A 25,747-nucleotide genomic window follows, 5' to 3' on the forward strand; every position below is an offset into this window, starting at 1 on the left:
CCGGCCAAGTTCAGGCCCGCAACGAACCTCCCTGTGCTCCCCGCACGCGCGGGGATGGTCCCCACGGCTCGCCGTCGACGGACGCGACCCGGACGTGCTCCCCGCCCGCGCGGGGATGGTCCCTGGCCCACCCCGGCCTCTTCAGCGGCCACGGCGTGCTCCCCGCGCGCGGGGACGTTCCCACCCCATGCCATGGAACCCCGGGCGATTCCAAAGACGTCGACGCCGTGGCCCCTCAGACGGCCACGAGCCCGCAGACCGCATAATCGAACTCCCATTCCTCACCCCCTCCACAGTTCACCTCGGGTGCGCGCCCACCGCCATCCGTTCCGTTATTCTGGGCCCGCCGCGGTGGCCATCATCCGCACCCGCTCAAGTAAATCGCTCAAGTAAACGAAAATATGATTTTGGGCCGTCAATTCCTGAGGGGCGACTTGCTACCCGACCACCACCTGCCCCGCCCCGACGGTCACGGCGTCCGCCTGCCCCTGTCGTCAAGCCAGCGCGAGATCTGGTTCGCCCAGCTCAGGAACGGGAACAGCGCCGCCTACCGGATCGGCGAGTATCTCGAAATCCACGGGCCCGTACAGGCGCGGTTACTGGACGCCGCGCTCCGCAGAGCCGTAGCGGAATCCGAACCGCTCAATGTTCGATTCGGGACCGAAGCCGGGGTGCCGTGGCAGCAGCTCGACACCGTACCCGACTGGGAATTCCCCGTAATCGACGTCAGCCATGAACCCGATCCGCGCGAAGCCGCAGAGTGCTGGATGAGCGAAAACCTGCGACAGCCGGTCGATATCGAACAGGGGCCGCTGTTCTCCTACGCACTTTTCAGGCTCACGCCCCATCGGTCCGCGCTCTACCACAGCTTCCACCACATCGTCATCGACGCAACGGGCGGCGGTCTCGTCATGCGACGGGTGGCCGAGCTGTATACGGCGATGGTCGCCGGGACCCCGGCGCCCGAGTCCTCCTTCGGGTCGCTGCGCCTGTTGCTCGAACGCGACGCGGCCTACCAGTCGTCACCGGAACGCGCCGCCGACCGCGCCTACTGGGCCGAGCGGCTGGTGGACCGGCCCGATCCGGCCCGGCTCGGGCGTCCTGCCCCGGCCGAATTCCCGCCCGTCGTCCTGAAGGCATCCGGACAACTCGCCGAGGCGGAGACCCTCCGGCTGCGCGCCGCGGCCAGGGCCGCCGGGGTGCACTGGTCCATCACGCTGATCGCGGCCACCGCGGCGTACACGTACCGGCTCACCGGCGCGCGCGATGTCGTCCTCGGCCTGCCGGTCACCGCCCGCACCGACACCGCATTGCGCGCACTGCCCGGCATGCTCGCGAACGTCGTACCTCTTCGCCTGCAAGTGTCGGCGGACACCCGCGTAACCGATCTCCTGCGCCAGGCCTCCCGAGAAGCCCGCCAGGCCTTGCGGCACCAGCGCTACCGCTGTGTCGACCTCGTCCGTGACCTGCGACTGCCGGACGCGGGACGGGATTTCATCGGCGCGCAGGTCAACGTCATGTCCTTCGGCTACGACTTCACCTTCGCCGGGCACCCGGTCACCGCGCACAATCTGTCCAACGGGATCGTCGACGACCTGGCCGTGATGGCATACGACCGATCGGACGGGACCGGCCTCCGGATCGACCTCAACGCCCCCGCCGGACCGTACACCGACGCCGATCTCGCCGGGCACCACGCGGGCTTCATGCGGCTGCTGGACGCCTTCTGCGACGACTCCGACCCCGAACGCACCGTCGGAGGAGCCGACCTGCTGTCCGCGCGGGAACGCTCCCGCGTACTGATCGAATGGAACGACACCGCCCGCGAGGTCCCCGACCGCACCCTGGTGGAACTCCTCGCGGCACAGGCCGCAAGCAGCCCCGACCGCGTCGCCCTGATCGCGGACCAGGGCGACCAGCGCCTGACCTACGCCGAACTGCATACCGCCGCCCACCGCCTCGCCCGCCTGCTCGCCGCCCGCGGTGCCGCGCCCGGGCAGTGCGTCGCCGTCGCACTGCCCCGCTGCCCCGACCTGGTGGTCACGCTGCTGGCCGTGCTCTTCACCGGCGCCGCCTATCTGCCGCTGGACCCGGAGCAGCCGGCCGAGCGGCTGGGGCAGATGCTGACCGACGCGGCACCTGCGCTCGTCGTCTCACGGTCCGACGTCACCGCGGCCGATGCCCTTGCCCCGTCGGGCCACGCGCCCTGGCTGCTGCTCGACAGCCACCCCGCCGCCGACCACTCCGGGCCGCCCGGGCCGCGGTCCGGCACCCCGACCGCCGCGCCCGCGGCCCGGCCGGAGGACCCCGCCTACCTCATCTACACCTCGGGCTCCACCGGCACCCCCAAAGGCGTCCTCGTCCCGCACCGCGCCATCGTCAACCGCCTGCTGTGGATGCAGGACACCTACCACCTCACCGGCCGCGACCGGGTCCTGCAGAAGACCTCCATCGGCTTCGACGTATCCGTATGGGAGCTCTTCTGGCCCCTGATCAGCGGCGCCGCCCTCGTCCTCGCCCGGCCCGGAGGCCACCGCGACCCGGACTACCTCGCCCGGGTCATCCCGGAACAGGGCATCACCACCCTGCACTTCGTCCCGTCCGTACTCGACGCCTTCCTCGCCGCCCCCGGCGCCGCCCGCTGCCCCGGCCTGCGGCAGGTCTTCAGCAGCGGAGAGGCACTTCCCCGCGCGACGGCCGAACGGTTCCACGCGCTGCTGCCGCAGGCGGCGCTGCACAATCTGTACGGGCCCACGGAAGCCGCCGTCGACGTCACCCACCACCAGTGCGTGCCGGGCGACCCGGGACCGGTTCCCATCGGCAGGCCCGTATGGAACACCAGGCTGTACGTGCTGGATGCCGCGCTCCGGCCCTGCGCCCCGGGGATGCCCGGTGAGCTGTACCTCGCGGGCGTACAACTGGCCTGCGGATACCACGGCCGGCCTGCTCTCACGGCCGACCGGTTCCCCACCGATCCGTTCGGACACCTCTTCGGCGCCCCCGGCTCCCGGATGTACCGCACCGGCGATCTCGCCCGGTGGCTGCCGGACGGCAGCGTCGAATACCTCGGACGCACCGACGACCAGGTCAAACTGCGCGGGGTGCGGATCGAACTGGGCGAGGTCGAAACCGCCCTGCGGGCCCTGCCCGGCATCGCGCAGGCCGCGGCCACGGTGGTCGACGAACAGCTCATCGGCTACGTCACCCGGTCCGCGACCGACGGCGCCCCGCCCGGCGGCCTCGACCTCACCGAGGTACGCGGAAGGCTGGCGCTCGTCCTGCCCGAACCCATGGTGCCCAGCGATATCGTCGTCCTCGACACGCTGCCGACGCAGGCAGGCGGCAAGCTGAACCGCAAGGCGCTGCCCGCCCTGCGGCCGCTGCCCACCGCGGCGGGCGCACATCCACCGAGCGACACCCACGAGGCACGGCTGGCCGGGCTGTTCGGTGAGATCCTCGGAATCGACGACGTCTCCGGCGACGCCGACTTCTTCCGGCTCGGCGGGCATTCGCTGCTCGCCACCCGACTCATGGCCCGCATCCGCGAGGTGTTCGGGACCGAACTGCCGATCCGTACCCTGTTCGAAGCGCCGACCGTGGCACAGCTCGCCAAACATCTGCGGAGTCCGGAGCAGGCCCCCGCCCGCACCGGGCGGGCGGCGGCCGGTGCCTTCGCCCCCTGGGACCGGCTCGACCCGCTGCTGTCCCTCCGTGCCGAAGGCAGCGGGCCACCGCTGTTCTGCGTACACCCGGGCAGCGGTCTCGGCGGCGCCTACGCCGGTCTGCTGCGCCACCTCGGCCCGTCCCGGCCCGTCCACGCACTGCAGGCACGCGGGCTCAGCGCCCCCAGCGAGGCCGCGCCCGCCAGTGTGGAGGAGATGGCGGCCGACTACGTCCGGCGCATCCGGACGGTCCGGCCCTCGGGCCCGTACCACCTCCTGGGGTGGTCCTTCGGCGGACTGGTCGCCCACGCCATGGCCACCCGGCTCCAGACCGAGGGCGAGGACGTCGGCGTACTCGCCGTTCTCGACGCCTACCCGGACAACCGGCGCATCCTCTCCCACCGGACCGAACTGACCGAGCAGCAGTGGTTGCTGCTCCTCGACGGCATCGACGGCCTCAACGGCATCGACAGCCTTAACGGCATCGACAGCCTTAACGGCATCGACGGCATCGACGGCCTAAGGGGGAGAGACGGCCGCCTTCCGGAGGACACCGGCGACGGCCTTCGGGCCGCATCCGCACCCCCTGCTGACGCCGCCGCAGGCACCGGCGCGCTGATGGCCGCCCTGCGCCGGATGGGCCTGCCCGCGCAACTGTTTCAGGACGCCTCCGCCTCCCCGCTGCTGGACGTCACACGTCACAACGTCACCCTGCTGAGCCGGTTCACACCCCAGGTCTTCCGCGGCGACCTGCTGCTGTTCACCGCCGACGAACCCGTCCCCGGCCACTCCGCCGACCCCGCGCACACCCCTCGGTCATGGCAGCCCCACGTGGACGGGACCGTCCACGTCAACGGTGTACCGGCACAGCATTTCCATCTGTTGCATCCCCGCCCCCTGGCCCGGATCGGCCCGGTCCTCGCCGACGCCCTCACCACTGCCGAACACGTCCTGGAAGCTCAGAAGTAGCAGGTGATCCGCAGGTCCCGGAACACGAACTCGTTCGACTGCAGCGGCACGAACCGCGTCGGGTCCGCCGGATCCTCCTGCCGCCACCGCTTCCCGGCGCACCGCAGGTACACCGTGTCGTTCATCGAGTCGTTGCGCACCGTCCCCACGCACACCCAGTCGTGGGCATCGGCGTCATTGCGCGTGTACGCCGCGAAGTACGGGCCGCGCCGCTCCAGCCGCAGCCGGGCCGCCAGCACCCGGCCGTCACCGGCGGGCGGCCCGTACTGGTTGGTGTCGTACAGCGTGCCCAGGTTCCAGTTGATCCGGTAGCCGTCGTCCTCGTCGTGTTCCGCGCCGACGAACGGCGGCGCGCCGTGCGGGTCGTAGAAGGCGTCCTTGTCGCGGTACGACGCCGGGAACCGCGGTGTGCCGTCCTCGTTGAACGGCGGCTGGTGGGTGCCGGGGTCGGCGTTGACCGCCGCCATCTCGCACATCGTGGCCTGCGCCGCCACCGCCGATGTGACCTGCACTTCGGCCGCGAAGTCGCCGCGCAGCCCGTGGGTCACGCCGAAGCCGCCGCCGCTGTAGAAGGGCCAGTCCCCGAGGGCGTACCAGGTGCGTTCCTCCAGTCCGGCGAGACGGCGTTCGACCGGGTCGGCGGGCGGGGGCGGCTGGGGGTCCCCGCGGTACGGGGTGATGCGGACATGGACGCCGTCGTCCTGGAACACATGGCAGTACGCGTTGGCCTTGGCGTAGCCGAAGGCGAAGCGGCGGGTGTCGATACGGGTCCCGGCGAACGGCTCGTCGACCCGGAGGGTGCCGGGGCGCAGGGACCGGGCGGTGTCGAAGGTGGACTCGGTGCCGACGGCCCAGGTGTACGGCTGCGCGGCGGCGAGCGCGTAGTCGTCGGTGCCGGCTCCGGTGCGGGGCAGGACGAGCACACCGAGCCGTACGCCGCCCGAGTGTTTCGCCTCGTCGAGGCGGTGGCCGAGCAGGGTCGGCCGGCCGTCGGGGCCGATCAGATCGTCGAGTCCGGCGAGGACCAGGTCGAGGGCGCCGTCCCGGAGGGCCGTGTCGAGCAGCTCCGGGGCGGGTCCGCCGCCCGGCCCTTCGACCGCGGGCCCGGTCAGCGCGGTGCCCGCTTCGTGGTCGAGCCTGCGGGCGTGGCGGAGCAGTTCGGGTTCGGAGGCGGCGATCACGAGGCGGGGCGTGGCGGCGCGGCGGGTAAAGATCCCCATGACGGCGGTGACCGTGTCCGTACCTCCCGTGCTCACCCGCAGCACATAGGTGACGTCGTCGGGCAGGGCGTCCAGGAGGTCTTCGAGGGCTTCGACGCGGACGGGTGCGTGGCCCGGGGGCCGGTAGCGGAAGCCGGGGGAGCCGCGGAGTGCGAAGCCGGCGCTCAGGTCGAGGGCGCGCAGCCCGGTGAGGGTGAGTTCGCCGACGGACGCCGTCGAACCGGCCTGGCGGGGCAGTCCGCGGTCGGAGCCGGGCACGACGTGCCCGTCCGAGGTGACCGAGGTGTCGAAGACGAGGACGTCGGCGCCCTGGACGTAGGCGGACGTCAGCGCGGTACGGGTGTGGGGCGGGGCGTGCAGGGCGTTGCCGCCGATCGCGGCGATCCTCATGGCGTCGTCAACTCCTCTTCGCTGATCGGGCCGGTGGCGCACACCGCGTACCCCTGCCCGGGGAAGGGCGTGTTCTGGGCGAACACCCTGATCGTGTAGGCGCCGGGGGCCGGGCTGCCGAGCCGGACGGCTTCGACCGTGTTGGCGCGGTCGAGCGGCAGCCCGGTGAGTGCTGCCACGGCGCTGCGGTCGAAGCCGGGGACCTTGTTGTAGGTGTGTTCCTCGTTGCCGACGTGGATGGTGCCGTCGGGTGTGGTCACCGCGAGGTCGAGGTTGTTCTGTACGGCGCTGCCGGGGCGGTCGGTCCAGGCGAGGACGATGCGCAGTTCGTCGTTGTGGGTGCCGTGGGTGCCGTGGGTGCCGTGGGTGCCGTGGGTGCCGTGGGGGACGGTGAGGCGGTAGATGCGGCTTGCGCGCCGGGTGCCGTCGGGGTCGGCGAAGGCTTCGAGGGCCTCGGGGTCGGTGTCGGAGAGGTCGGACCAGATGAGCCGGCGGTCGGCGGGCGCGTCGGGGGTGGGGAGGACGATCGCCAGGTCGAGCCGTCCGAAGCCCTGGTCGAAGTCGGGGTAGCCGAGGTCCTGGGCGGTGCCCGGGGGGCGCAGCGACGGCAGCCGGCGGGTCGCGGCGACCAGGACGGCCTTCAGCAGCGCGGCGGAGGGGGAGTCGAGCCCGCGGACTTCGCGCAGGTACTGGCGGAGGACCGCGGCGGCGCCCGCGACGGCGGGGGCGGACATGCTGGTGCCGCCGATGTACAGGTAGTGCCCGTCGTGGTCGGGGCAGTCGCGCCAGGGCAGCCGCGGGTCGATCTGGGTGCTGCTGCTGCGGGCCGAGAGCACGAAGGTCCCCGGGGCGAGGAGGTGGGGTACGACGCTGCCGTAGTCGCTGGGTCCCCGGCTGCTGATCGCGGCGGGCAGGTCGGGGTCTCCGCAGACGTGTTCGGCGCCGGCCGGGGGCAGCGGGAACTCGGGCTGGCGGAAGCGGTCCCAGGTCAGTTCGGCGAGGCCGTCGTTGTCGCGGTCGGTGTCGGAGGCGCCGACGGTGAGCGCGTTTTTCGCGGTGGCGGGCGTGCCGCAGGTGTTGAACTCGTGGGTTCCCTTGGGGGCGGCGCCGCTGTTGCCTGCCGCGATGACCACGAGGACGTCGGGGTGGTCGGCGACGAACTGGTCCACGGCGAGGGAGTACTGGTCGTAGGTCCCGGACAGGGGATTGCCCCAGCTGAGGTTGATGATGTGCGCTCCGGCGGCGACGGCCCGGCCGAGGACCGGGCCCAGGCTGGGGCCGGTGCGGAGCCGGTTGTCCTCGTCGAAGACGCGGAAGACGGCCAGTTCCGCGCCGGGGGCGACACCGGTGATCGCGCCGCCGCTGGCCTTGCCGGTGCCCGCGATGATGCCGGCGACATGGGTGCCGTGGCCGCAGACGTCGAACGCGTCGCCGCCGACGAGGGATTCGCTGACGGCGATCCGGCCGGCGAGGTCGGGGTGGGTGCCGTCGACACCGCTGTCGAACACGCCGACGATCTCACCCGCACCGGTCCAGGGCGCCGCGGCCGCCCCGGCCGCCGGAGCGGCCCCGGCGGCCCGGGGTCCGACCCGGTCCACGCCGACGAGGCGGCGGGCGTGGTCGGCGTAGAGCAGGGGCGGCCGGTACGGGGTGACCTGGCGGGTCTCGTCCCGGGCGGCGACGACGGCCAGCAGATCGCGGAGCCGGTCCCCGGCCAGACCGGTGCGGAAGCGCAGCATGACGTCGACGGCGGCGAGGACCTCGACGCCGGGTGTGGCCTCCAGTACGGGCCGGAGCGTGGCGAGGTCCAGGGGATCGTGCACGAGGACGTCGAAGGTGCCGGTGTACGGATCCGGGGGCGCGGCACCCCCGTCGGCCAGCAGCTCCGGGCCGGGGGCGCGGTCCTCGTCCCGGCCGAGCGCGTCGTCGAGCGCGGGCGTGACGGTGTCCGCGAGTCCCCAGGGCCGTACCGCGATCACCCAGGGCAGTGCGGCGACCCGATCGCGCTGTGCAGGGGTGAGGCGGAGCCGGTACGTTCCGGGCGGCTGGAACTGGACGACGCGGGCGCCGATCCCGTCGAGGTCGGCCCGGCGGGCCCGGTCCAGCGGCCCCCGGAGCCGTACCAGATAGGTGTTGTGGTCCGGTTCGCCCGACGGGACGGTGAGGGATGCGGTGGTCTCCGGGTCCGCCGTCCGGTGGTCCCATGCGTCGGCGGCGCGTTCGGTGAGGTCCGCGACGAACCCGGGGTCGGGTGTGGCGCGGTCGGTGGTGGCGGCCGCCCCGGAGCCGCGCGGGGGCAGCATGCTCTGCGGGCCGTCGCTGCCGGGCGGCGTCTCGTGGGCGGTGGGGTCGCCGCGTACCGTCTGTTCGGCCGCGGTCAGATCGGCGCGGATGTCGACGATGGAGCCGTCCGCGCGCAGCCGGGTGATTTGCTCCCCGGAGGCCTCCGCGAGGATCACCCCCTGGTAGCGGTGCGTCCGGTCGCCGAGGGTCTCCTCGATGCGTTCGGCTTCCCCGACGGTGTCGAAGTAGACGGCGATGCGGTAGCGCCGGTGGAGTGCTTCCCCGGGGTCGGTCGTGCCGGACATCGTGGTCTCGCTTTCGGCGGGCGGAGGCGCTGGTGGGGGTGGGTTCGCGTCAGGCCTCCCGGTCGTCGGTGTGCGCCCATACGTCGGTGACGGGCGCGGCCCGTTCGGTGATGCCGTCGAGCAGCCGCAGCTGGGTGCGTTTCTCCGCCGCTGCGGGCGCGGGGGCGTCCGCGAGGAGGGCCGGACTGCCGCCCGGGAGCGGGGTGAGCACGTCGGCGTACGCGCACGGGCCGATGTCGAGCAGCGGGCAGAAGGAGCACGAGCCGCGGGGGCGCGTCAGATGTCCGATGCGTTCGTCGTGCCCCAGCCGGCCGCCGCGGGCCTCGTGCAGGAGCTGTTCGACGAGCAGCGGACGGGCCTGTGCGTAGTCGTCGGGATTCCCCGTGGGATGGGGCGCGAACAGCACCCGGGCGTCGAGTTCCTCGCCGTCGTCGAGGGTGCCGTAGACCAGCCGGACCTCGGTTGCCATCAGCTCCGCCATCGGCGTCTCGGGAGCAGGCACGGGGGTGAGCCGGGACGCGAGTTCGCCGGTGAACGCGTTGGCGGTGCTCTGTCCGAGGACGAGGATTACGGCAGGCAGCGACTGGAACATCTGCCGCAGCAGATGGCGGCGGGTGCGGAAGCACTCCCCGACGATCCCGGCGCGCCGGCCGCCCGTCATCGGAGGGAGGTCCGGGTCGTGCGGATCGGGCCGGGTGGTCCACTTCGCGGAGGCGCAGGCGACCATGTTGCCGTACGACAGATCCTCGCCGACGGTGAGCGTGCCCGGGCCGAGCCCCAGCTCCGCGCCGAGGGCGTCCAGCAGTTGCTGGTAGACGAGGTACATGCGCTGCGGCTGCTCCTGGACGGGTATCTCGCGCCGCCCCTGCGCGTCCTCGGGGACGGTGAGCGGCTTCCCTTCCAGCGGACCGTCGCCGGGCCCGCCGCCGAAGGCCCGGTACGCCTCGTCGGGCAGCTCGGGCTTGAACACCCCGCGGTACCGGAAGTAGTGCGCGTACTGGCGTACGGAGTCGAAGTCGGGGGTGAGGGAGTTACGGCTGCCCGGCCACCAGCCCGGGAGGTTGGGGTTGATGCCGACGGCGAGGATCGGGGCCTTCCGGCAGCCGGACAGCGGCTCCGGCAGCGGCGTCATCCGGCCCGTGTAGTGCGAGGGCCGCACGATCGACGGGTCCGGCGGCGGCTCGTCGGCGTCGTAGTCGTAGGAGTGGTAGGTGCCCCACGAGCGGAAGTAGGCGCACGGATGGGCTCCGGGCCCGGCGTACTGCGAGGTGCGCAGCGCATTGCACGGCATCAGCTCGAACAGCAGCTCGACCTCGATGGGGAGCCGGGTGACGGCCGGCGGGTCAGGCATGGCCGGGGCCCGCCTCGGCGAGTCCCGCGACCAGACCCCAGGTGGTGAGGGCACCGCAGACGCTGGTCCAGTAGCCGTACGCCTCGTAGTAGCCCACGGCCCACATGGTCTGCTGGTTGAGGCGGAACTCGCGGGTGGGGAGTTCGCCGTTGATCTGCGGGTCGGACATATTGCGGACGACCACCCAGTCCGGCACATGGTCCGGGCCCGCTGCGGTGAGGTCCGCGATCGCCAGACCGAGCGCGGCGTCACCCATCTCGACGGCCGCCCCTTCGTGCTCCAGACCGTTCGTGGACGTGCCGTACTCGAAGTAGTCCGTGGTCAGGATCGGATGGAACTCGGGCATGTCCTGCCCGCCCTGCTCGACCCGGACGGTCGGCGTGTTGTCGGGCGGTTCGATCAGCGGCCCGGTGAAGGGGAAGCGGGTGGACGGCGGGCCGAGCGGCGGTTCCGTCAGCCGGTGGGAGAAGCCGCGCATCAGGTTCTGCGCGTCCTCCATCCGGTCGAGCGGGAGCGTCCAGTCGGACCGGAAGGCCTGCTCGTTGAACTGTTCGTTGCGGAACTCCTTCTGGCAGCGGAACTTCGCCGCGCGTGTGACCACGACGTCGCCCAGCGGGAAGTCGGCGAAGACACTGCCCGAGGTGCCGATGGTGGCGATCACCCGCGGCCGTACCTCCTCGATGATCTGCTGGAAGAAGTCCCGGACGGGCAGGGTGGCGGTCCCTTCGCCGGTTTTGACGCCGTCCTGGTTGAGGTGGAGTTCGGACTTCATGCACAGCACGTCGAGATCGCCGAGCTTGACGGGGAAGTACGAGCCCAGGCGCGGCGGGCGGGCGGAGAGCGACGGCGCGCCCTTTCTGATCAGCGGCCGGTAGTGCTCCTCGAAGTTGCGGGTGTACCGGTACCACTTCAGCCGCCCGAAGCCCTTGGTGAAGACGTCGCAGAGGGCGTTCTGCTCGGCGACCGTCCAGGTGATCACGACGACGTCGGCGCGGGGCAGCGGAGCGTCGGGGGACGGCACGGTGTCGAAGGGCTGCGGGACGGGCGCGAGCCCGTCGGGGAACACGAGCGCGAGATCGGCGGCGAGTACGGCGCCGTCCGGCGCGGCGGCCAGATCGGGCGAGAGTTCGAGGTCGGCCTGGGTGATCCCCTCGGACAGCAGGGCGCGGGCGATGTCGACCCGGTCGTCAAGGGTGTCCATGATGGTGCCTTCCGTATCGTTCCCGGCCGGCCCGGTGACGGTGTGCCGGAGGCCTCGCCGGGGGAGTGCTCCTCAGTCGGGGTACGGGAGCCGCTCGCACACCCGGTAGGCGTTGGCGAGCAGCGTCAGGGTGGGGTTCGAGGCGCCCGCGGTCGGCATGAAAGCGCAGTCGAGGGCGTACAGGCCGGAGACGGTGTGCGACTGGCAGTTCTCGTCGAGCACCGAGGCACCGGGGTCGGTGCCGGCGCGCAGTGTGCCCTGGACATGCCCGTAGCCGGGGTTCTCTGCGCCGGGTACGTCGTAGCCGCGCAGCTCGCCGCCCGCGTCCTGCATCACCTGCACCACGCGGTCGATGGCGTAGCGGGCGGCGGCGAGATCGTAGTCGTGGTGCCGGTACCAGATCCGGGCGGCGGGCATGCCCCATGGGTCGGTGACATCGGGGTCGAGCTCGACCCGGTTGTCGTACAGGGACATCGCCTCACCCGTGAAGGAGAAGTACACACCGCCCTGGTGCCGCAGCTCGTCCAGATACGTGTACAGCTCCTCGCCCCACAGACTGCCGTGCCCCGGCCCGAGCGCAGCGCCTTTGACCAGCCGGACCGGCGGTACGCAGGTGTAGGGGTCGTAGACGGAGAACTTCCCGGCCTTGGTGACCGGGGTGGCCGGATCGTCGACCACGTACAGATCACGCAGCTGGAGGGAGCCGATCGCGGTCGACGGCTGCTGGGCGCCGTTGCCCGTCCACACGGGCTGCAGCGGCAGCGTCAGCTCCGCGTTCCCATGGGTGTGGTACGTCAGATAGTGGCCGATCATCCGGTTCGGGTCGGGCACCTCCGACACCAGGAACAGCCGCGCCGACTCGATGGTCTGCACGGACACCAGCACCTGGGACGCGCCCAGGAACCGCTCCGGACCGCCCGGCTCGTCCCGGTACATCACCCCGCGCACCCGGCCGTCCTCGTGCACGATCCGGGTCACGCAGTGGCCGGTCATCAGATCGCACCGGCCGGTGGCCAGGGCGCGCTGGAGCACGGTGTTCAGCGCCGAGGCCCGGGAATTGAGCCCGCAGCCGAAGAACTGGTTGAAACCGCAGAACGAGCAGGCCGGGCGGCCGTCGTACACCCGGGAGTTGATCGCCCGGGGGCCGAGATAGGGCTGCATCCCGGCGCGGCCGAACGCCTCGGTCAGGAACGGCACGGCCGCGTGGGGGCGCAGCGGCGGCATCGGGTAGTCGTAGCCGGACCGGATCGGCTCCTGCGCCGGGGACTGCCGGGCCCGCCCGGAGACGCCCCACTCGTACTCGGCCCGCTCGAACCACGGCTCGAACTCCCGATAGGTCCACGGCCAGTTCACCATGGACGCGTCGGGTGGTACGTCGTGCAGATGGTCGAGGACGCTGAAGTCCTCCTCGGTGTAGCGGGGCACATTGGCGTCCCATACGGTCGTCGCGCCGCCGACCATGTTCACGTTCCACCAGCGCTCCACCGGGGTGGGCCGGTCCTGCGCGGGCCCGGCCATATAGATGTTGGGGTCGGTGTCGCGGTGCGGGATCAGCGTCTTGTGGGTGTGGAAGTGGAGTTCGTCGTACGGGAGGAACTCGTCGGCCACGGGAAGCGGGCCCTTCTCCAGCACGGCGACCCGGCGCCCTCGCGCGGTGAGCACCCGGGCCGCGGTGCCGCCGCCCGCACCCGCGCCGACGACGATCGCGTCGTATCCGCCGGGTGCGGTCGGGGTGGCGGTCATGACTCCTCCCCGGGCCGGGCGCCGTCCGCGGCGGTGGGGGAGGGGCGGGCGAACGGAGCGGCCGGGGTGAGGTATCCGTACCAGCGCCAGATCACCGATGCACGATTGCCGCCCCAGCGCGGATCGCCGAAGCAGCCCTCGATGCAGTGGGCCCGCAGCAGGGTGAATGCGGCCGGCTGGGCGAGGGCGTCCGCGGGCCACTCCGGCAGGGTCCCGGCCGCGAGTCCGCGCAGCAGCGCGGTGGCCTCGGGGCGGTCGAGATCGGGGACGCCGCGTCCGCCGTTCGCCTGCCGGGCGGCCGTGTCGAGAGCGGCGAGCAGTACGGGGTAGGCGGCGCGCCAGGACGGGATCTCGGGGTGCGTGCCCGGCCCCATGGCCAGGAGCCGGTCGACGTACTCGGCGGCGTCGGCGTCGTCCGCGCCGGGACGCTTCGGCCCGCCGGGCAGGACCGCGTCGAAGAGCACCTCCACGGCACGCCGCTGCTCCTTGTCGAAGAATCCGGTGTCGGGCGGTCGCAGGAGCCACATGGTCATGCCTTTCCGCCGGCCGCGGCGTCCTCGATGCCCGCGGTGTCGAGGGCCTCCTCCATGGCGCCGACGATCGCCGCATACGGTCCGATGTCCGGCGGGCCGGTGTGGTGGACGATGGAGAGCACGGTCGCGTCGTCCGCGTCCGTGAGACGGCGGCCCAGTTCCGGATACAGCTCGTCGTTCTCCCGTACCGCGTGCGCCCGGAAGAGCCGGACGAAGCTCTCCGTGCAGCGGCGGAAGTCGGAGATCGCGAAGGCCACGTCACGGGGGTCGCCGTTCTGGATACGCCGCCACGCGACCCGGATCGCCTCCCAGTAGGCGCGGGCCTGGTCGTGCTGGTCGAACATCCAGCGGGCGGCGTCGGGCGGCATCCCGCGGGCGACGGCCAGCGGCACGATCGCCTCCTCGGCCTGCAGATGCGCCTGGTCGGCGAAGTTGGTGAGGACGTACACGAACATCCCCATCGCGGTGTACACCCCCGGCGGAATGTCCTCCGCCCGCTCCACCGCCTCCAGCCCGCGCACGATCCGGCTGCCGCATCCGAAGATCCGCTCCCCGAGGAGGTGCTCCTGTTCGAGGGCCTCCTCGAAGGCACGCCCGCTGTCCTCGACGGACTCGCCCTGCCGGGTGATCACCGCGGGCTGGAACTCCTTGCCGGGCGGCGACGGCTTCAGCAGACCGTGCATCCCCGCGGCCTGGGCGGCGAGGACCTCGATGAGGTTCTCCCCGACGAACAGACAGCGTTCGATGGGCACATGCATCTGATCGGCGGCGTAGTGGTAGATGGCGGGGTCGGGCTTGTCGAGCCGGGCCTCGTGGTTGATCACGATGCCCTGCGGGTCGAGGATGTCGGCAAGATGGACGGTGCTGCCGTTGCTCTCGCTGACGACGGCCTCGGCGATCATCCGGTGCCCCTGCTCGGAGCTGACGTCCGCGGGCAAATTGGTGATCACCCCGACCCGCAGCCCCACGAGTTCCCGCATGGCGTCGAGCAGCTTCTCGGTGCTGGGCCGGTAGAGGGCGAGATGGCCGGGCCGGTCGACGTCGCCGAGGGTGTCGCGCAGGTCGAAGAAGACCGCGTCGCAGTCGACGGTGGTGGCGGGCATGGGACGGCCCTTCTTCGTGGTGGTGGTGGTCGGTCGGCGGGCGGGGAAGTCGTGACCGTGTGTACGTGATGTCTGCCGAGGGAAGTCCGACGTGCGTTCCGGGCGAGCGCGGGGCCGCGCTGAGACGCGTGCGGGCAGCGGACCCCGAGGGCGCCGGGTGCGGTCATGCTGAGCAGGTCGGTGCGGGAGTCCCCGCCGGATTTGCGCGGTCGGAGCTCCGAACCGAAAGAGGAACGCCGCTGGGGAGTCAGTCCTCTGTGTCCATGGTCGCGCGGGGAGGGAGGGCGCGCCACTTGGCTGTGGGGGATGGGGGGCAATCGGGGGGTCGGGAGGGCGCGCCTTTGTATGATCGGCGCGTTCTGCCCGGAGAGGGGGAAGGACTTGAGGGTCTGTGCTGTGTCGCTTATGCCGGAGTCGGTGAAGTTGCTTCGGAAGGGGTGTTGAGCGCTGACGAAGTGGCAGGTCAGGGAGTGTGCTCCCCGCACGCGCGGGGATGGTCCCAGGCTCAGATCCCGGACACCGGCCGTGTCCGGGTGCTCCCCGCACGCGCGGGGATCGCCTCCCTGCTGGACCTGGAATCGGGGGAGCTCGTCTTCGTCAAGGGGCAGCGGGAGCGTGCCCCCGCGGCCGGTGCTGTTCTTGAGGAGGACGACTCGTGGTGGGGTGCCAACTGGTCGCCCGTGGACGAGCTGGATCTTGAAGAGGCGGTGAACCCGCACCTGCCCCGGAGCGCACCACGGGTCCTGTGGCGCCTGGACGGCCACGGCTGGCATCTCCTCGCCTTCGAGGGAGTTGTGGGCCGGGACGCCGACTTCGTGCCCGGCCCGCCGGACCTCGCGCCGGTCGCCGCGGCACTGGCCGAGCTGGCGCCCCTGCCCGCACCGCCCTCGGTGCGGCTGCCCACCGCCTGGGACCGATGGGGCTACTACTGCGCCGACGGCGATCGGGAACTGCTCGACGGTTCAACGCTGCTGCACATGGATCCGGCCTCGACCAACGTCCTCGTGGAGGACGGCGGCCGTGCCCGCCTGGTCGACTGGTCCTGGGCCACGGCCGGGCCGGCCTGGATCGACACGGCGCTGTGGGGGATGCGGCTGGTCTCCACCGGCGGGCACACCCCGGAGCAGGCGGCCCGGGTACCGGGCTGGACGGCGGTCGACCCGAAGGCCGTGGCCGTGCTGGTGCAGGCCGAGGCGCGGCGCTGGCACGACCTTGCCGCCGAGCAGAGGGCCACGGCCGAGTCGGTCGCCCGGTCCGCTGACGAGTGGGCCGCCTTCGTCGCCACCCGCGGCAGAACCTGACCGCGCCCGGACGCTCGTTAGCGGTTCCCCGGTCCGGACCATCCGGGCGGAGAAGCTTCCACGCGCGCCCTGCGAGCGACCGTGCGGTCCGGCCAGGGACTGAGAGTCCGGTGTTTACACCTTGCTTGCGACCACCATGTAGTTCTCGGCCTCAAGATCGAATGTGCTCAGTTCCGTTCGGAGTCCGACCCGGTGCAGCTCGACTTCGAGTTCCTCGTACCGGTAGGGCCAGCAGGACAGCAGTTCGGAGCGGACAAGAACCAACCCGGTCGCATCAACTTGCGCGATCGCAATCTCGATGTGATGCTCCTCCTCCCAATGCGGCGCAATCTCCCAGCGGTAGACCACGACGGCATCGCGACCGTTCCGGCGGACGAGTCGGTCACTGATCTCCAGCCGGGAACCCCTGGCCCTCACTAGTTCCCAAGTGCGGGATGTGAGTACCAAGCGCCCGCCGGGGCGCAGAAGCCGTGACATCGACTCCAGAGCAGCGCCCCTGCCTGTCGCGCCCGCTGCATGGTGAAGCGAGTTGCCGACGCAGAACACCATGTCGAACGTGTTGTCCTGGAAATGGTCGGGCAATTCTTCCCAGTCCGCCTGTACGGCCCGGACGGACGCCCTGAACTCCTCGGACAGCTCCGCAGTCCGACGAACCATCGCCGCGCTGGCGTCAGTTGCGACAACCTGCATGCCACGACCGGCGAGGCCAACCGCCAACTGTCCGGTTCCGCACGAACAGTCGAGGACGTAAGCGTTCGACGGCAGGAGACCGAGGACGTGGTCGTACGACGCAGCAAATTCGGCTGGAGGCAACTTTGCATCCGAGATAAGCCATTCGTACACCTCGGCAAGCACGTCGTAGCCTGTCACAACCACTACCTCCGTCACGCGGCAGACTCACGGCAGGACGTCAGTCCATCAGCGGAGCAAGCCGGGCACCAATGGTTTTCGCAGGGATGACCCGAGGCCGCGAACCACCGTCAACTTTCACGGCCAAACGACGTCGGCATTCACGGTCAAAGCCAACCACCCACGTCACCACGGGGTTTCATGCCATCTCCTGCCCCGAGGCTCAGACACAGGCACTGAGTGCTCCCCGCCCGCGCGGGGATGGCCCCGCCCCCCCCCGCCAAGGGCGCCGCAGGCTCCGTCGAGGTCGACGCGGTGGTTCGCATCGACACCCGGTGAGGCGGACCACTACCCCATCGGCGGCATTCCGCAGCGCTTGCTACGCGGTCCGAGTCGCTGACGCTCCATCAATTACCTGGAGCACCCGGCTATTTGGTGCAGTCCGGCCTCTTGTGCGCACCCCCGGCATGGACTAGATCTCTTCTCGCGATTGGTACAGACCATCTGACCCCACTCAGACAAGGCCACCAGTATGTTCAGACGCACCTCCGCGTTCCTGGCGACGGCTCTGCTCGCCTCGCTCATCGCGGGCCCTACCACCGCTCACGCCGATGACGACGACAACCGCCGACTGCCCGGCCACCGTGTGGCCTACTTCACCGGATGGAGCGTCTACAGCGGCTTCTCCGCCAAGAAGGTCCAGGACTCGGGCCAGGCGGCGAAGCTGACCGTGATCAACTATGCCTTCGGCAATATCTCCCCCGAGGGCACCTGCTTCGAGGACAACCTGGCCGACCAGGCCGACGCCTGGGCCGACTACCAGCGGCCGATCAGTGCTGCCGACTCGGTGGACGGCGTCGCCGACGCCTGGGACCAGCCGCTGAAAGGCAGCTTCAACCAGCTCCGGAAGCTGAAGGCGAAGAACCCCCACCTCAAGGCCGTCATTTCGATCGGCGGCTGGGGCTGGTCCAAGTACTTCTCGGACGTGGCCGCCACTGACGCCGCGCGCAAGAAGTTCGTGGCCTCCTGTGTCGACCTCTACATCAAGGGCAACCTGCCGCAGCTGGGCTCGCCGGAGGGCGGCCCGGGCAGCGGCGCGGGCGTCTTCGACGGTATCGACCTCGACTGGGAGCACCCGGGCGGCGACGGTCTGCCGGACAACTCGGTGCGCCCCGAGGACGGCCGCAACTTCACCCTGCTGCTGGCCGAGTTCCGGCGGCAGCTGGACGCGCTGGGCGACGGGCCGCGGGGGCGCCACCTGCTGACGGCGGCCGTCGCCGCCAACACCGATATCGCGGACCGGCTGGAGCTGCGGAAGGTCGCCCGCCAGGTGGACTACCTCAACCTGATGACCTACACCATGCACGGCTCCTGGGAGCCGCTGGGCCCGACCAACCACCAGGCGAACCTCTACACCGACCCGGCCGACCCCTCCGGCGTCGACTACAGCTACAGCGCGGACCGGGTGGTGCGGCACTACCTGGCCGGCGGCCTCCCGGCCCACAAGGCGGTGCTCGGGGTGCCGTCCTGGGGCTACGGCTGGACGGGAGTGCCCGCCGGGGCGAAGAACGGCCTCTACCAGCCCGCCACCGGCATGTCCCCGCGCGGCGGCGGCCAGCTGCCCTACAAGGCCATCAAGGACCTGCCCGGCGCCGTGCACACCGACCGCAAGCACGGCGCGGCCTGGAAGTACGACGGCACCGAGTTCTGGACGTACGACACCCCGGCCACCGCCGCCCAGAAGGCCCGCTACACCCAGCGGAAGGGTCTCGGCGGCGTGATGGTCTGGTCCCTGGACGGGGATGACGCCCAGGGTTCGCTGATCGCCGCGCTGGACCGCGGTCTGCGGCGCTGACCTGCGGTTACGACCCGGTGGCGGGCGGGGCGACCCGGCCGCCACCGGGTGCCGCGGCCCAATACTCAAGACCCAAGCCCCAGGCCCCAAGACGCAGACTGCCTGCGCGTTGCCTGTGCTGCACCGCCGACAACGCTCCAAGGTACGGGCCAGGCGCTCCCCGCACCCCCGAGCGCTTCCTACACGCCCCGCTCCACCAACCCCAAACCACCGCCCTCGGCCCCCGCCCTGAAGAAACGCGCCACCGTCCCCGCCTCCACATCCTCCAGCCTCGCCGGAGACCACCTCGGGTTGCGGTCCTTGTCGACGACCTGGGCGCGGATGCCCTCCGCCAAGTCCGGGGAGCCGAACGTCGCGCACGACACCCGGTACTCCTGTTCCAGCACCTTCTCCAGCGAATCCAGCGCCCGCGCCCGGCGCAGCGCCGTGAGCGTGACCTTCAGCGACGTCGGCGACCGCGTGAGGATCGTCTCCGCCGCTTCCTTCGCCGCAGGCGCGCCGTGCGTCAGCAGGCGGTGCACGATCTCCTCCACCGAACCTGCGGAATAGCAGGTGTCGATCCACTCCCGCTGCGCCGCGAGTTCGCCCTCCGGGGCCGGGCGGGCGTACCGGCGTACCGCATCGTGGACGTCCGCCCCGGCCAGCTCCGCCGTGAACGCCGCCAGGTCGTCCGACGGGACGTAGTGGTCCGCCAGGCCGCACAGGATCGCGTCCGCCGCGCCGACCGGGAGGCCCGTCAGGCCGAGATGCGTGCCCGTCTCGCCCGGGGCCCGCGCCAGCAGATACGTACCGCCGACATCCGGGACGAAGCCGATGCCCGTCTCCGGCATTCCGACCGCCGACCGCTCGGTGACGATCCGTACCGAACCGTGGGCCGACACCCCGACCCCGCCGCCCATCACGATGCCGTCCATCACCGCCACGTACGGCGTCCGCAGGCGCGCGATCCTCGCGTTCAGCCGGTACTCGTCGCGCCAGAACGCGAAGGCTTCCCGGCCGCCCGCGACCGCGTCCGCGTGGATCGCGCGGATGTCGCCGCCCGCGCACAGGCCCCGCTCCCCGGCGCCCGTCAGGACGATCACCGCCACCGCAGGGTCGTCGTCGAAGCGGTCGAGCGCGGCGGCCAGGTCACGGACCATGCCACGGGTGAGGGCGTTGATGGCCCGCGGCCGGTTCAGGGTGAGGTACGCGGCGCGGCCCTCCGTGCGGAGCAGTACGGGCGCGGGGTCCACCTCGTCGTGGGCCATGCGGCGGTGTCCTTTCGTCCCGGGGAGCGTGGAGTGCGGATCTTGCCGCCATCCTTCCGCGCACGCGCCGGACGTCAATCCCCGGTCCCGCGCCCCTTCCTCCTTTCTGCAACACGTTCTACCGTGTGCGCCGCGCCCGGCACCGGCCGCGGGGCCGTATCAGCCACTGGAGGGGCCGTGCACCTCGACCACACGCCCGAGCAGCAGCAGTTGCGCGACGAGCTGCGCACGTACTTCCGCACCGTCGTCCCGGACGACGCCCGCGCCCGGTTCGCGGATCCCGCCGAGCAGAAGCGGTACTACCGCAGGACCGTCCGCCGGCTCGGTGCCGACGGGTGGCTCGGTGTCGGCTGGCCGCAGGAGTACGGCGGCCGGGGGCTCAGCGCCTTCGCCCAGTTCATCTTCTTCGACGAGGCCGCACGAGCGGGCGTACCGCTGCCGCTGATGGCACTGAACACCGTCGGGCCGACCCTGATGCGGTACGGGACCGACGAGCAGAAGACGTACTTCCTCCCCCGGATCCTCTCCGGCGAGATCGACTTCGCCATCGGCTACAGCGAACCGGACGCCGGGACCGATCTGGCCGCGCTCAGGACCCGGGCGGTACGGGAGGGCGACGAGGAGACCGGAACGTACACCGTCAACGGGCAGAAGATCTGGACGACGAACGGCGACACCGCCGACTGGGTGTGGCTCGCGGTCCGGACCGATCCGGAGGCCCCGCCGCACCGGGGCATCACGATGCTGCTGGTCCCGACCACGGACCCCGGCTACTCGTGCACCCCCATCACCACCCTCGCCTCGCACGACACCACCGCCAGTTTCTACGAGGACGTAAGGGTCCCCGCGAGCCGCCGCGTCGGCCCCGAGAACGGCGGCTGGCGGCTCATCACCAATCAGCTCAACCATGAACGCGTCACCCTCGCCGCCCACGGCGTCATGGCGATCCGCGCCCTGCACGACGTCCAGCGCTGGGCGGCGGACACCGAACTCGCCGACGGACGGCGGGTGATCGACCTCGGCTGGGTCCGCGGCCGGCTCGCCCGCACTCACACCAGGCTGGACGCGCTGAAACTCCTCAACTGGCGGATGGTGGGGGCCGTCGAGGACGGCAGCCTCACCCCGCAGGACGCCTCCGCCGTCAAGGTGTACGGCTCCGAGGCCCGCCGCGACGCCTACGCCTGGCTGATGGAGATCGTCGCCGCGGCGGGACCGCTCAAGGAGGGCTCGGCCGGAGCCGTACTCCGCGGCGACCTGGAACGCGGCTACCGCTCGGCCGTCATCTTCACCTTCGGCGGCGGAAACAACGAGATCCAGCGCGAGATCATCTCCTGGCTGGGACTCGGCATGCCCCGGGTCCGCCGCTGAGCGACTGTGGCTGGGAGAGCCGGTCACGGCCGGGAGGATCCGGTGCTTCCTTCCGATGCGTCCCCCGGCCCCTGGTTCGCGGCCCAGGCGCGCAGTGCCGCCTCGGCCTCCTCACGGGAGAGGGGGCCGCGGTCGAGGTGGAGTTCCTGGAGAGCGCGGACGGCCGCCCCCACCGTACGGCCCCGCGGGATGCCGAGCAGCGCGATGATCTCCCTGCCGTCGAGCGCCACGGGAACCACCGGCAGCCGCTGGTACCTCGCCCGCTCGGCCGCGGCACGTTCCTCGCGTTCCCGCTCGGCCCCCATCTGCGCGTACCACTCGTCGTAGTCGGCCGCGTCCTGCGCCTGCAGAGCGGCCCGGCGCCAGTCCTCCTCGTTCCGTCCCCGGCCGAGACCCACCTCCACGAACAGGTCGCGGTACTCCGGCGCGCCGGGGGCGGCCCGCGCCACGCCGAGCCGGGCCAGCGCCGCGTTGATCGGCCAGTCGTCCCGTGGGCCGTCGAACTCCGCCGTGTGCACCGGCCCCCACTCCCGTACACCGGCTCGCCACAAGGCGGCGGTCTGATGCCCGTCGCCGCCCCAGAAATCCGCCTCCACGTGGGCGACGGGTCCGCCCTGCGAGAGGTCGCTCAAGGTTCGCGGCAGATCGGCGCGGAGCCCGTCCGGCAGCACCAGCAGCCCCATGCGCTGCGCGAGCGGGGCGACCACCGCCCACGGCATCCCCGAGGTCCGGAGGCGCAAACGGTCGAAGTCGCTGACGGCGGCATGGAGTCGGTACGACATCCGCGCACGGTAGCCGCGTCGGTACGGCGCTGACCACCCGGTTACGTCGCCGTCGGCACGCGGATGTCACAGCAGGCCGTGATCGCGGGCGTACAACGCCGCCTGGGTACGGTCGCGCAGGTGCAGGCGGCCGAGGATGCGGGAGATGTGGTTCTTGACCGTGCCCTCGCTGAGGAAGAGCCGGGCCGCGATCTCGCGGTTGGTCGAGCCGCCCGCCAGCAGGCGCAGGACATGCACCTCGCGTTCGGTCAGGGTCCCCGCGGGCAACACCGGAGCGGGGGGCGCCGGGGCGGTGGCGAGGCCTGCCAGTACCGAGGTGTCCAGCTGGGCGATCCCGGCGCGGGCGAGGTGTACGGCGCGGGCGAGTTCGGCGGACGGCAGGTTCTTCAGCAGATAGCCGACGGCTCCCGCCCGGAGCGCGCGGGCGACGTACTCCCGGTCGTCGAAGGTGGTCAGCATGACGACCCGGCAGGACGGCACCCGCGCGGCGAGCGCGGCGGCGGTGTCGATACCGTCCACGCCCGGCATCCGGACATCGACCAGCGCCACGTCCGGCCGATGGGTGACGGCCGCCTCCACGGCCCCGGGACCGTCGCCCGCGGTCGCCACCACGGTGACGCCCGGCTGGACGCCCAGCAGCGATGCGATCCCCTCCCGTACCAGCTCCTGATCGTCGACGACCAGGACCCGTACCGCACCTCGGTCCTCGGCGGGCGGCCCGCCGTTCATCCGGTGCTCACCGGGGCGGGCGGTACGCGCGGGACGGTGACCGTGACCACCGTCCCGGCGGCCGGACGGGCGCCGATGTCCACGCTTCCGCCGAGGAGTTCGACCCGCTCCCGCAGACCGCGGATGCCGAATCCGGAGCCGTCGGCACGCCCGGCCGGGGTCCCGGCGAAGCCCCGGCCGTTGTCCGTGACGGTGAGACGGGCCGTGGACTCGCCGTAGTCGGCGGTGACGTCGATACGGGTCGCCCGGCCGTGCCGCCAGGCGTTGGTGAGCGCCTCCTGCGCCGACCGGTACAGCGCGGTGAGGGAACCGGCGTCGTAACCGGCTTCGTCACCGGTGGTGTGGAGCGTCACGGTCAGCCGGTCGTCGCCCAGATGGCGGGCCAGGTCCGAGAGCGCCCGGTCGAGGGAGAAGGGCCGGGCCTCGCGCAGCGCGCCGACCGACTCACGGACCTCCGTGAGCGCCCGCCCCGCCGACCAGCGGGCGTCCGAAACGGCTTGCGCCGAGGCCTGCGGGTCCCGGTCCCGGAACACCTCCGCCTTCTCCAACTGGACCGCTATCGCGGTGAGATGGTGTCCGAGGCTGTCGTGGATATCCCGGGCCACCCGGTTGCGCTCGGCGGCCGTGGACAGCTCCGCCACCCGCAGGGCGTAGTGCGACAGCCGCTCGTGCGAGGCCGCCAGCTCCGCCAGCACACCTTCCAGCCGTGCCCGCCCCTGCTGCTCCCGTACGGCGACGGACGCCATGGACAAGGCCAGTGCCAGCCCCAGACCGAGCATCAGCAGGTCGGAGACGTAATCGGGCCGGACCCACCATCCGGGCACCCAGACCGTGCAGCCGCCGACCAGCAGGGCGGCACACCCCGCGGCGGACACCAGCCCGGCCCGCCGGCCGAGGGCGAGCCGGGCGGTGAACGGCACCAGGACGAACAGGGCCCGGGATACGCCCGAAGCATCCAGTACGGCGACGGCCGCGAACAGGGCGAGACGGACGGCCAGCAGGGCCGCCGCGAGGCGGGCGGGGGCGGTGGGAACGGTGGGTGGCCGGTGGCGCCGTTCGACGGCTTCGATGCCGAGCAGCAGGACCAGCCCCGTGGCGAAGCCCGCGGTCCGGCCGAGGTGCACGGGCCCGTCCGAAACGGCCGCGTGGTAGAGCCCGCCGGACAGAACCGTCCCGTACAGCACGGGCGGGATCCACGGTACGACGGTCGGCGGTGAAGTCATGCGTTCCCCCCTCCGGACCCTGCTGGACCGGAGGTTACGGGAAGGCGGGCGCCGGGTGAGGGGTCTCGGGCGGAGTGGGGTCGCAGGTCATGTGCCGAACGGCACGGGCGGTTGCGGCGGGGTGGCGGGGGCGGGTGAGGAGTAGCCGTCCGGCACTCCTCGGAGCCCCTCCGCGCGGCCTACGTTCTGCCCGAGTCCGTACCTTCCAGCAAGAGGAGACCCGAGCATGGTCCGTACGCAACACCGCACCCGTCTTGTCACCCTGATGTCCACCCTGCTCCTGGCCGGGCTCCTCCCCGCAGCCGGTGCCGGTGCCGCGGGCCCCGCCTGTGCGGGGGACCGGCTGCACGTACCCGGTGCCGAGCACGTGGTCGGCCACTGCCCCGACGATCTGACCACGGCCGGTCTGCTCCCGCTCGGCCTCACCAACCCGGCCGACTACGACAGGCTGCACGCGTCGAACACCGCCGCCCCTTCGCCGGTGCCCGGTATCCAGCTCGACGGCTACTTCCCCGACACCTCCACCACCAACACCAACAACGGCTGGAACCACGACAGCCAGTTCGTCATCCGGCTGCCGAAACGCTGGAACGGCGGCCTGGTCGTCGCGGGCCCGCCCGGAATCCGCCGCCAGTACGCCAACGACCGGATCATCAGCGACCAGGTGCTGGCGAGAGGATTCGCGTACGCCGCCACGGACAAGGGCAACACCGGCCCCCAGCTGTACCGGGACGGAGCGCAGCCGGGCGACGCGATCGTGGAGTGGCACTTCCGGTTCACCCAGCTGACCCTCGCCGCCCGGCGGGTCGCCGCCCGCCACTACGGCCGCCCGGCCACCCGGACGTACGCCGCCGGTCTCTCCGCCGCCGGATATCTGGTCCGCCGCCAGCTGGAACACTTCCCGCACCTCTACACCGGCGGAATCGACTGGAACGGCCTGCTCCTCACCCGGGACGAGCCCGGCCTGCTGGCCCATCTGCCCGCCGCTCTCCGGGCCTATCCCCGCTGGGAACGGCAGGAGCCCGGCGCCGCCGATGCCATGTACGCCGCGGGCTACCCCAAAGGATCCGAAGCCCTGTGGAAGGCGCACTACCTGACCCAGTGGGACCTTCTGCAGCGCGTCTTCCGCGAGGAACTCGACCCCGAGTACGACGGCCCCGCCCAAGCGGGCACACCGTTCTGCCCGGAAGGCACCGGCGCGGGCTGCGACACCGACTACGACTACGCCTCCCGGCCCGCCCGGGTCCACGACACGGTGGAGCGGGCCTCGCTGACCGGCCGCATCGGACGGCCGCTGATCACCCTCCAGGGCACCCTCGACGTCATGCTGCCGATCAGCCACACCGGCGATGTGTACAGCGGGATGGTTGACGATGCGGGGCGCGGCGCCCTGCACCGCTACTACCGGATCCAGGACGGCACCCACACCGACGGCTTCCACGACCTCGCGCCCGGGACCGTCCGGCCGATGCTGCCCTGCTTCACCGCGGCCTTCGACGCCCTGGTCGCCTGGACCACCCGGGGGGTCGCCCCGCCGCCCGGCCGTACCGTGCCCCGGCCCGCCGACGGCACGGCCACCGGCTGCGGCCTCTGACCCTGCGTCCCTGCGTCTCTGGGCCGCTGCGGCACCGGA

Annotated in this window: 17 protein-coding genes and 1 CRISPR repeat array (1 of these 18 running past the window's edge); of the genes, 5 read left to right on the forward strand and 12 right to left on the reverse strand. The window is 71.8% G+C overall.

Annotation, left to right across the window (positions count from 1 at the left end):
• Positions 1-123: a CRISPR direct-repeat array (repeat unit 29 nt; unit sequence GTGCTCCCCGCACGCGCGGGGATGGTCCC); it begins 699 nt to the left of the window's first position.
• Positions 124-434: 311 nt separating this feature from the next.
• Positions 435-4,631, forward strand: coding sequence for a non-ribosomal peptide synthetase (locus tag B7R87_RS32070; RefSeq protein ID WP_233168983.1), 4,197 nt, complete (start codon positions 435-437; stop codon positions 4,629-4,631).
• Here B7R87_RS32070 and B7R87_RS32075 read toward each other — a convergent pair.
• The 7 genes from B7R87_RS32075 to B7R87_RS32105 form a co-directional block, all read right to left on the reverse strand.
• Positions 4,622-6,241 carry a glycerophosphodiester phosphodiesterase family protein gene (locus B7R87_RS32075; RefSeq protein WP_006344805.1) on the reverse strand — a complete coding sequence of 540 codons (1,620 nt, stop codon included), beginning with the start codon at positions 6,239-6,241 and terminating at the stop codon, positions 4,622-4,624. The genes B7R87_RS32070 and B7R87_RS32075 overlap by 10 nt on opposite strands.
• Positions 6,238-8,829 carry a S8 family serine peptidase gene (locus B7R87_RS32080; protein WP_157997829.1) on the reverse strand — a complete coding sequence of 864 codons (2,592 nt, stop codon included), beginning with the start codon at positions 8,827-8,829 and terminating at the stop codon, positions 6,238-6,240. Before B7R87_RS32080 ends, B7R87_RS32075 begins: the two co-directional genes overlap by 4 nt.
• A gap of 49 nt (positions 8,830-8,878) precedes the next feature.
• Positions 8,879-10,180, reverse strand: coding sequence for a hypothetical protein (locus B7R87_RS32085; RefSeq protein WP_006344802.1), 1,302 nt, complete (start codon positions 10,178-10,180; stop codon positions 8,879-8,881).
• Positions 10,173-11,381, reverse strand: coding sequence for a nucleoside phosphorylase-I family protein (locus tag B7R87_RS32090; protein ID WP_006344801.1), 1,209 nt, complete (start codon positions 11,379-11,381; stop codon positions 10,173-10,175). Before B7R87_RS32090 ends, B7R87_RS32085 begins: the two co-directional genes overlap by 8 nt.
• A 72-nt stretch (positions 11,382-11,453) precedes the next feature.
• Positions 11,454-13,124 carry a GMC oxidoreductase gene (locus B7R87_RS32095; protein WP_006344800.1) on the reverse strand — a complete coding sequence of 557 codons (1,671 nt, stop codon included), beginning with the start codon at positions 13,122-13,124 and terminating at the stop codon, positions 11,454-11,456.
• Positions 13,121-13,657 carry a gluconate 2-dehydrogenase subunit 3 family protein gene (locus B7R87_RS32100; RefSeq protein WP_006344799.1) on the reverse strand — a complete coding sequence of 179 codons (537 nt, stop codon included), beginning with the start codon at positions 13,655-13,657 and terminating at the stop codon, positions 13,121-13,123. Before B7R87_RS32100 ends, B7R87_RS32095 begins: the two co-directional genes overlap by 4 nt.
• On the reverse strand, positions 13,654-14,760 hold the full coding sequence (locus B7R87_RS32105; protein WP_006344798.1) for an HAD-IA family hydrolase: 1,107 nt from the start codon (positions 14,758-14,760) through the stop codon (positions 13,654-13,656). The genes B7R87_RS32100 and B7R87_RS32105 overlap by 4 nt, the downstream gene beginning before the upstream one ends.
• Before the next feature lie 470 nt (positions 14,761-15,230).
• Here B7R87_RS32105 and B7R87_RS32110 point away from each other — a divergent pair, with 470 nt between their 5' ends.
• The gene (locus B7R87_RS32110; RefSeq protein ID WP_006344797.1) at positions 15,231-16,061 is read left to right on the forward strand and encodes a hypothetical protein; all 831 of its coding nucleotides are present in this window, start codon (positions 15,231-15,233) and stop codon (positions 16,059-16,061) included.
• A gap of 114 nt (positions 16,062-16,175) precedes the next feature.
• Here B7R87_RS32110 and B7R87_RS32115 read toward each other — a convergent pair whose 3' ends face one another.
• Positions 16,176-16,931, reverse strand: a complete 756-nt coding sequence (locus B7R87_RS32115; protein WP_040912803.1) for a class I SAM-dependent methyltransferase — start codon at positions 16,929-16,931, stop codon at positions 16,176-16,178.
• 511 nt (positions 16,932-17,442) lie between these two features.
• On the opposite strand from B7R87_RS32115, the gene B7R87_RS32120 reads away from it, so the two are divergent.
• A complete protein-coding gene (locus B7R87_RS32120) occupies positions 17,443-18,765 on the forward strand; it encodes a glycoside hydrolase family 18 protein (protein WP_006344795.1) in 1,323 nt (440 codons plus the stop codon).
• A gap of 179 nt (positions 18,766-18,944) precedes the next feature.
• On the opposite strand, the gene B7R87_RS32125 is transcribed toward B7R87_RS32120, so the two are convergent.
• The gene (locus tag B7R87_RS32125) at positions 18,945-20,012 is read right to left on the reverse strand and encodes an enoyl-CoA hydratase/isomerase family protein (RefSeq protein ID WP_006344794.1); all 1,068 of its coding nucleotides are present in this window, start codon (positions 20,010-20,012) and stop codon (positions 18,945-18,947) included.
• A 177-nt stretch (positions 20,013-20,189) separates the two neighbouring features.
• On the opposite strand from B7R87_RS32125, the gene B7R87_RS32130 reads away from it, so the two are divergent.
• Positions 20,190-21,380: an acyl-CoA dehydrogenase family protein gene (locus B7R87_RS32130; RefSeq protein WP_006344793.1), complete on the forward strand. Its 1,191-nt coding sequence runs from the start codon at positions 20,190-20,192 to the stop codon at positions 21,378-21,380.
• A 23-nt stretch (positions 21,381-21,403) separates the two neighbouring features.
• Here the strand turns inward: B7R87_RS32130 and B7R87_RS32135 are convergent, their stop codons facing one another.
• The 3 genes from B7R87_RS32135 to B7R87_RS32145 form a co-directional block, all read right to left on the reverse strand.
• Entirely contained in the window at positions 21,404-22,162 is a 759-nt protein-coding gene (locus tag B7R87_RS32135; RefSeq protein ID WP_006344792.1) for a hypothetical protein, read from the reverse strand.
• A gap of 66 nt (positions 22,163-22,228) precedes the next feature.
• Entirely contained in the window at positions 22,229-22,891 is a 663-nt protein-coding gene (locus B7R87_RS32140; RefSeq protein WP_006344791.1) for a response regulator, read from the reverse strand.
• Positions 22,888-24,114 carry a sensor histidine kinase gene (locus B7R87_RS32145; RefSeq protein ID WP_006344790.1) on the reverse strand — a complete coding sequence of 409 codons (1,227 nt, stop codon included), beginning with the start codon at positions 24,112-24,114 and terminating at the stop codon, positions 22,888-22,890. The genes B7R87_RS32140 and B7R87_RS32145 overlap by 4 nt, the downstream gene beginning before the upstream one ends.
• Positions 24,115-24,340: 226 nt before the next feature.
• Between B7R87_RS32145 and B7R87_RS32150 the strand changes: the two genes are divergently transcribed.
• Entirely contained in the window at positions 24,341-25,708 is a 1,368-nt protein-coding gene (locus B7R87_RS32150; RefSeq protein ID WP_006344789.1) for a tannase/feruloyl esterase family alpha/beta hydrolase, read from the forward strand.
• Positions 25,709-25,747: the final 39 nt, after the last annotated feature.

The sequence above is a fragment of the Streptomyces tsukubensis genome (assembly GCF_003932715.1).
GTDB classification, from domain to species: Bacteria; Actinomycetota; Actinomycetes; order Streptomycetales; family Streptomycetaceae; genus Streptomyces; species Streptomyces tsukubensis.

What these genes read in the sequence shown, in the direction of transcription:
- B7R87_RS32075 (WP_006344805.1), bottom strand. Translation starts at nt 6,241, where the DNA reads ATGAGGATCGCCGCGATCGGCGGCAACGCCCTGCACGCCCCGCCCCAC.
- B7R87_RS32080 (WP_157997829.1), bottom strand. Translation starts at nt 8,829, where the DNA reads ATGTCCGGCACGACCGACCCCGGGGAAGCACTCCACCGGCGCTACCGC.
- B7R87_RS32085 (WP_006344802.1), bottom strand. Translation starts at nt 10,180, where the DNA reads ATGCCTGACCCGCCGGCCGTCACCCGGCTCCCCATCGAGGTCGAGCTG.
- B7R87_RS32090 (WP_006344801.1), bottom strand. Translation starts at nt 11,381, where the DNA reads ATGGACACCCTTGACGACCGGGTCGACATCGCCCGCGCCCTGCTGTCC.
- B7R87_RS32095 (WP_006344800.1), bottom strand. Translation starts at nt 13,124, where the DNA reads ATGACCGCCACCCCGACCGCACCCGGCGGATACGACGCGATCGTCGTC.
- B7R87_RS32100 (WP_006344799.1), bottom strand. Translation starts at nt 13,657, where the DNA reads ATGACCATGTGGCTCCTGCGACCGCCCGACACCGGATTCTTCGACAAG.
- B7R87_RS32105 (WP_006344798.1), bottom strand. Translation starts at nt 14,760, where the DNA reads ATGCCCGCCACCACCGTCGACTGCGACGCGGTCTTCTTCGACCTGCGC.
- B7R87_RS32120 (WP_006344795.1), top strand. Translation starts at nt 17,443, where the DNA reads ATGTTCAGACGCACCTCCGCGTTCCTGGCGACGGCTCTGCTCGCCTCG.
- B7R87_RS32125 (WP_006344794.1), bottom strand. Translation starts at nt 20,012, where the DNA reads ATGGCCCACGACGAGGTGGACCCCGCGCCCGTACTGCTCCGCACGGAG.
- B7R87_RS32135 (WP_006344792.1), bottom strand. Translation starts at nt 22,162, where the DNA reads ATGTCGTACCGACTCCATGCCGCCGTCAGCGACTTCGACCGTTTGCGC.
- B7R87_RS32140 (WP_006344791.1), bottom strand. Translation starts at nt 22,891, where the DNA reads ATGAACGGCGGGCCGCCCGCCGAGGACCGAGGTGCGGTACGGGTCCTG.
- B7R87_RS32145 (WP_006344790.1), bottom strand. Translation starts at nt 24,114, where the DNA reads ATGACTTCACCGCCGACCGTCGTACCGTGGATCCCGCCCGTGCTGTAC.
- B7R87_RS32150 (WP_006344789.1), top strand. Translation starts at nt 24,341, where the DNA reads ATGGTCCGTACGCAACACCGCACCCGTCTTGTCACCCTGATGTCCACC.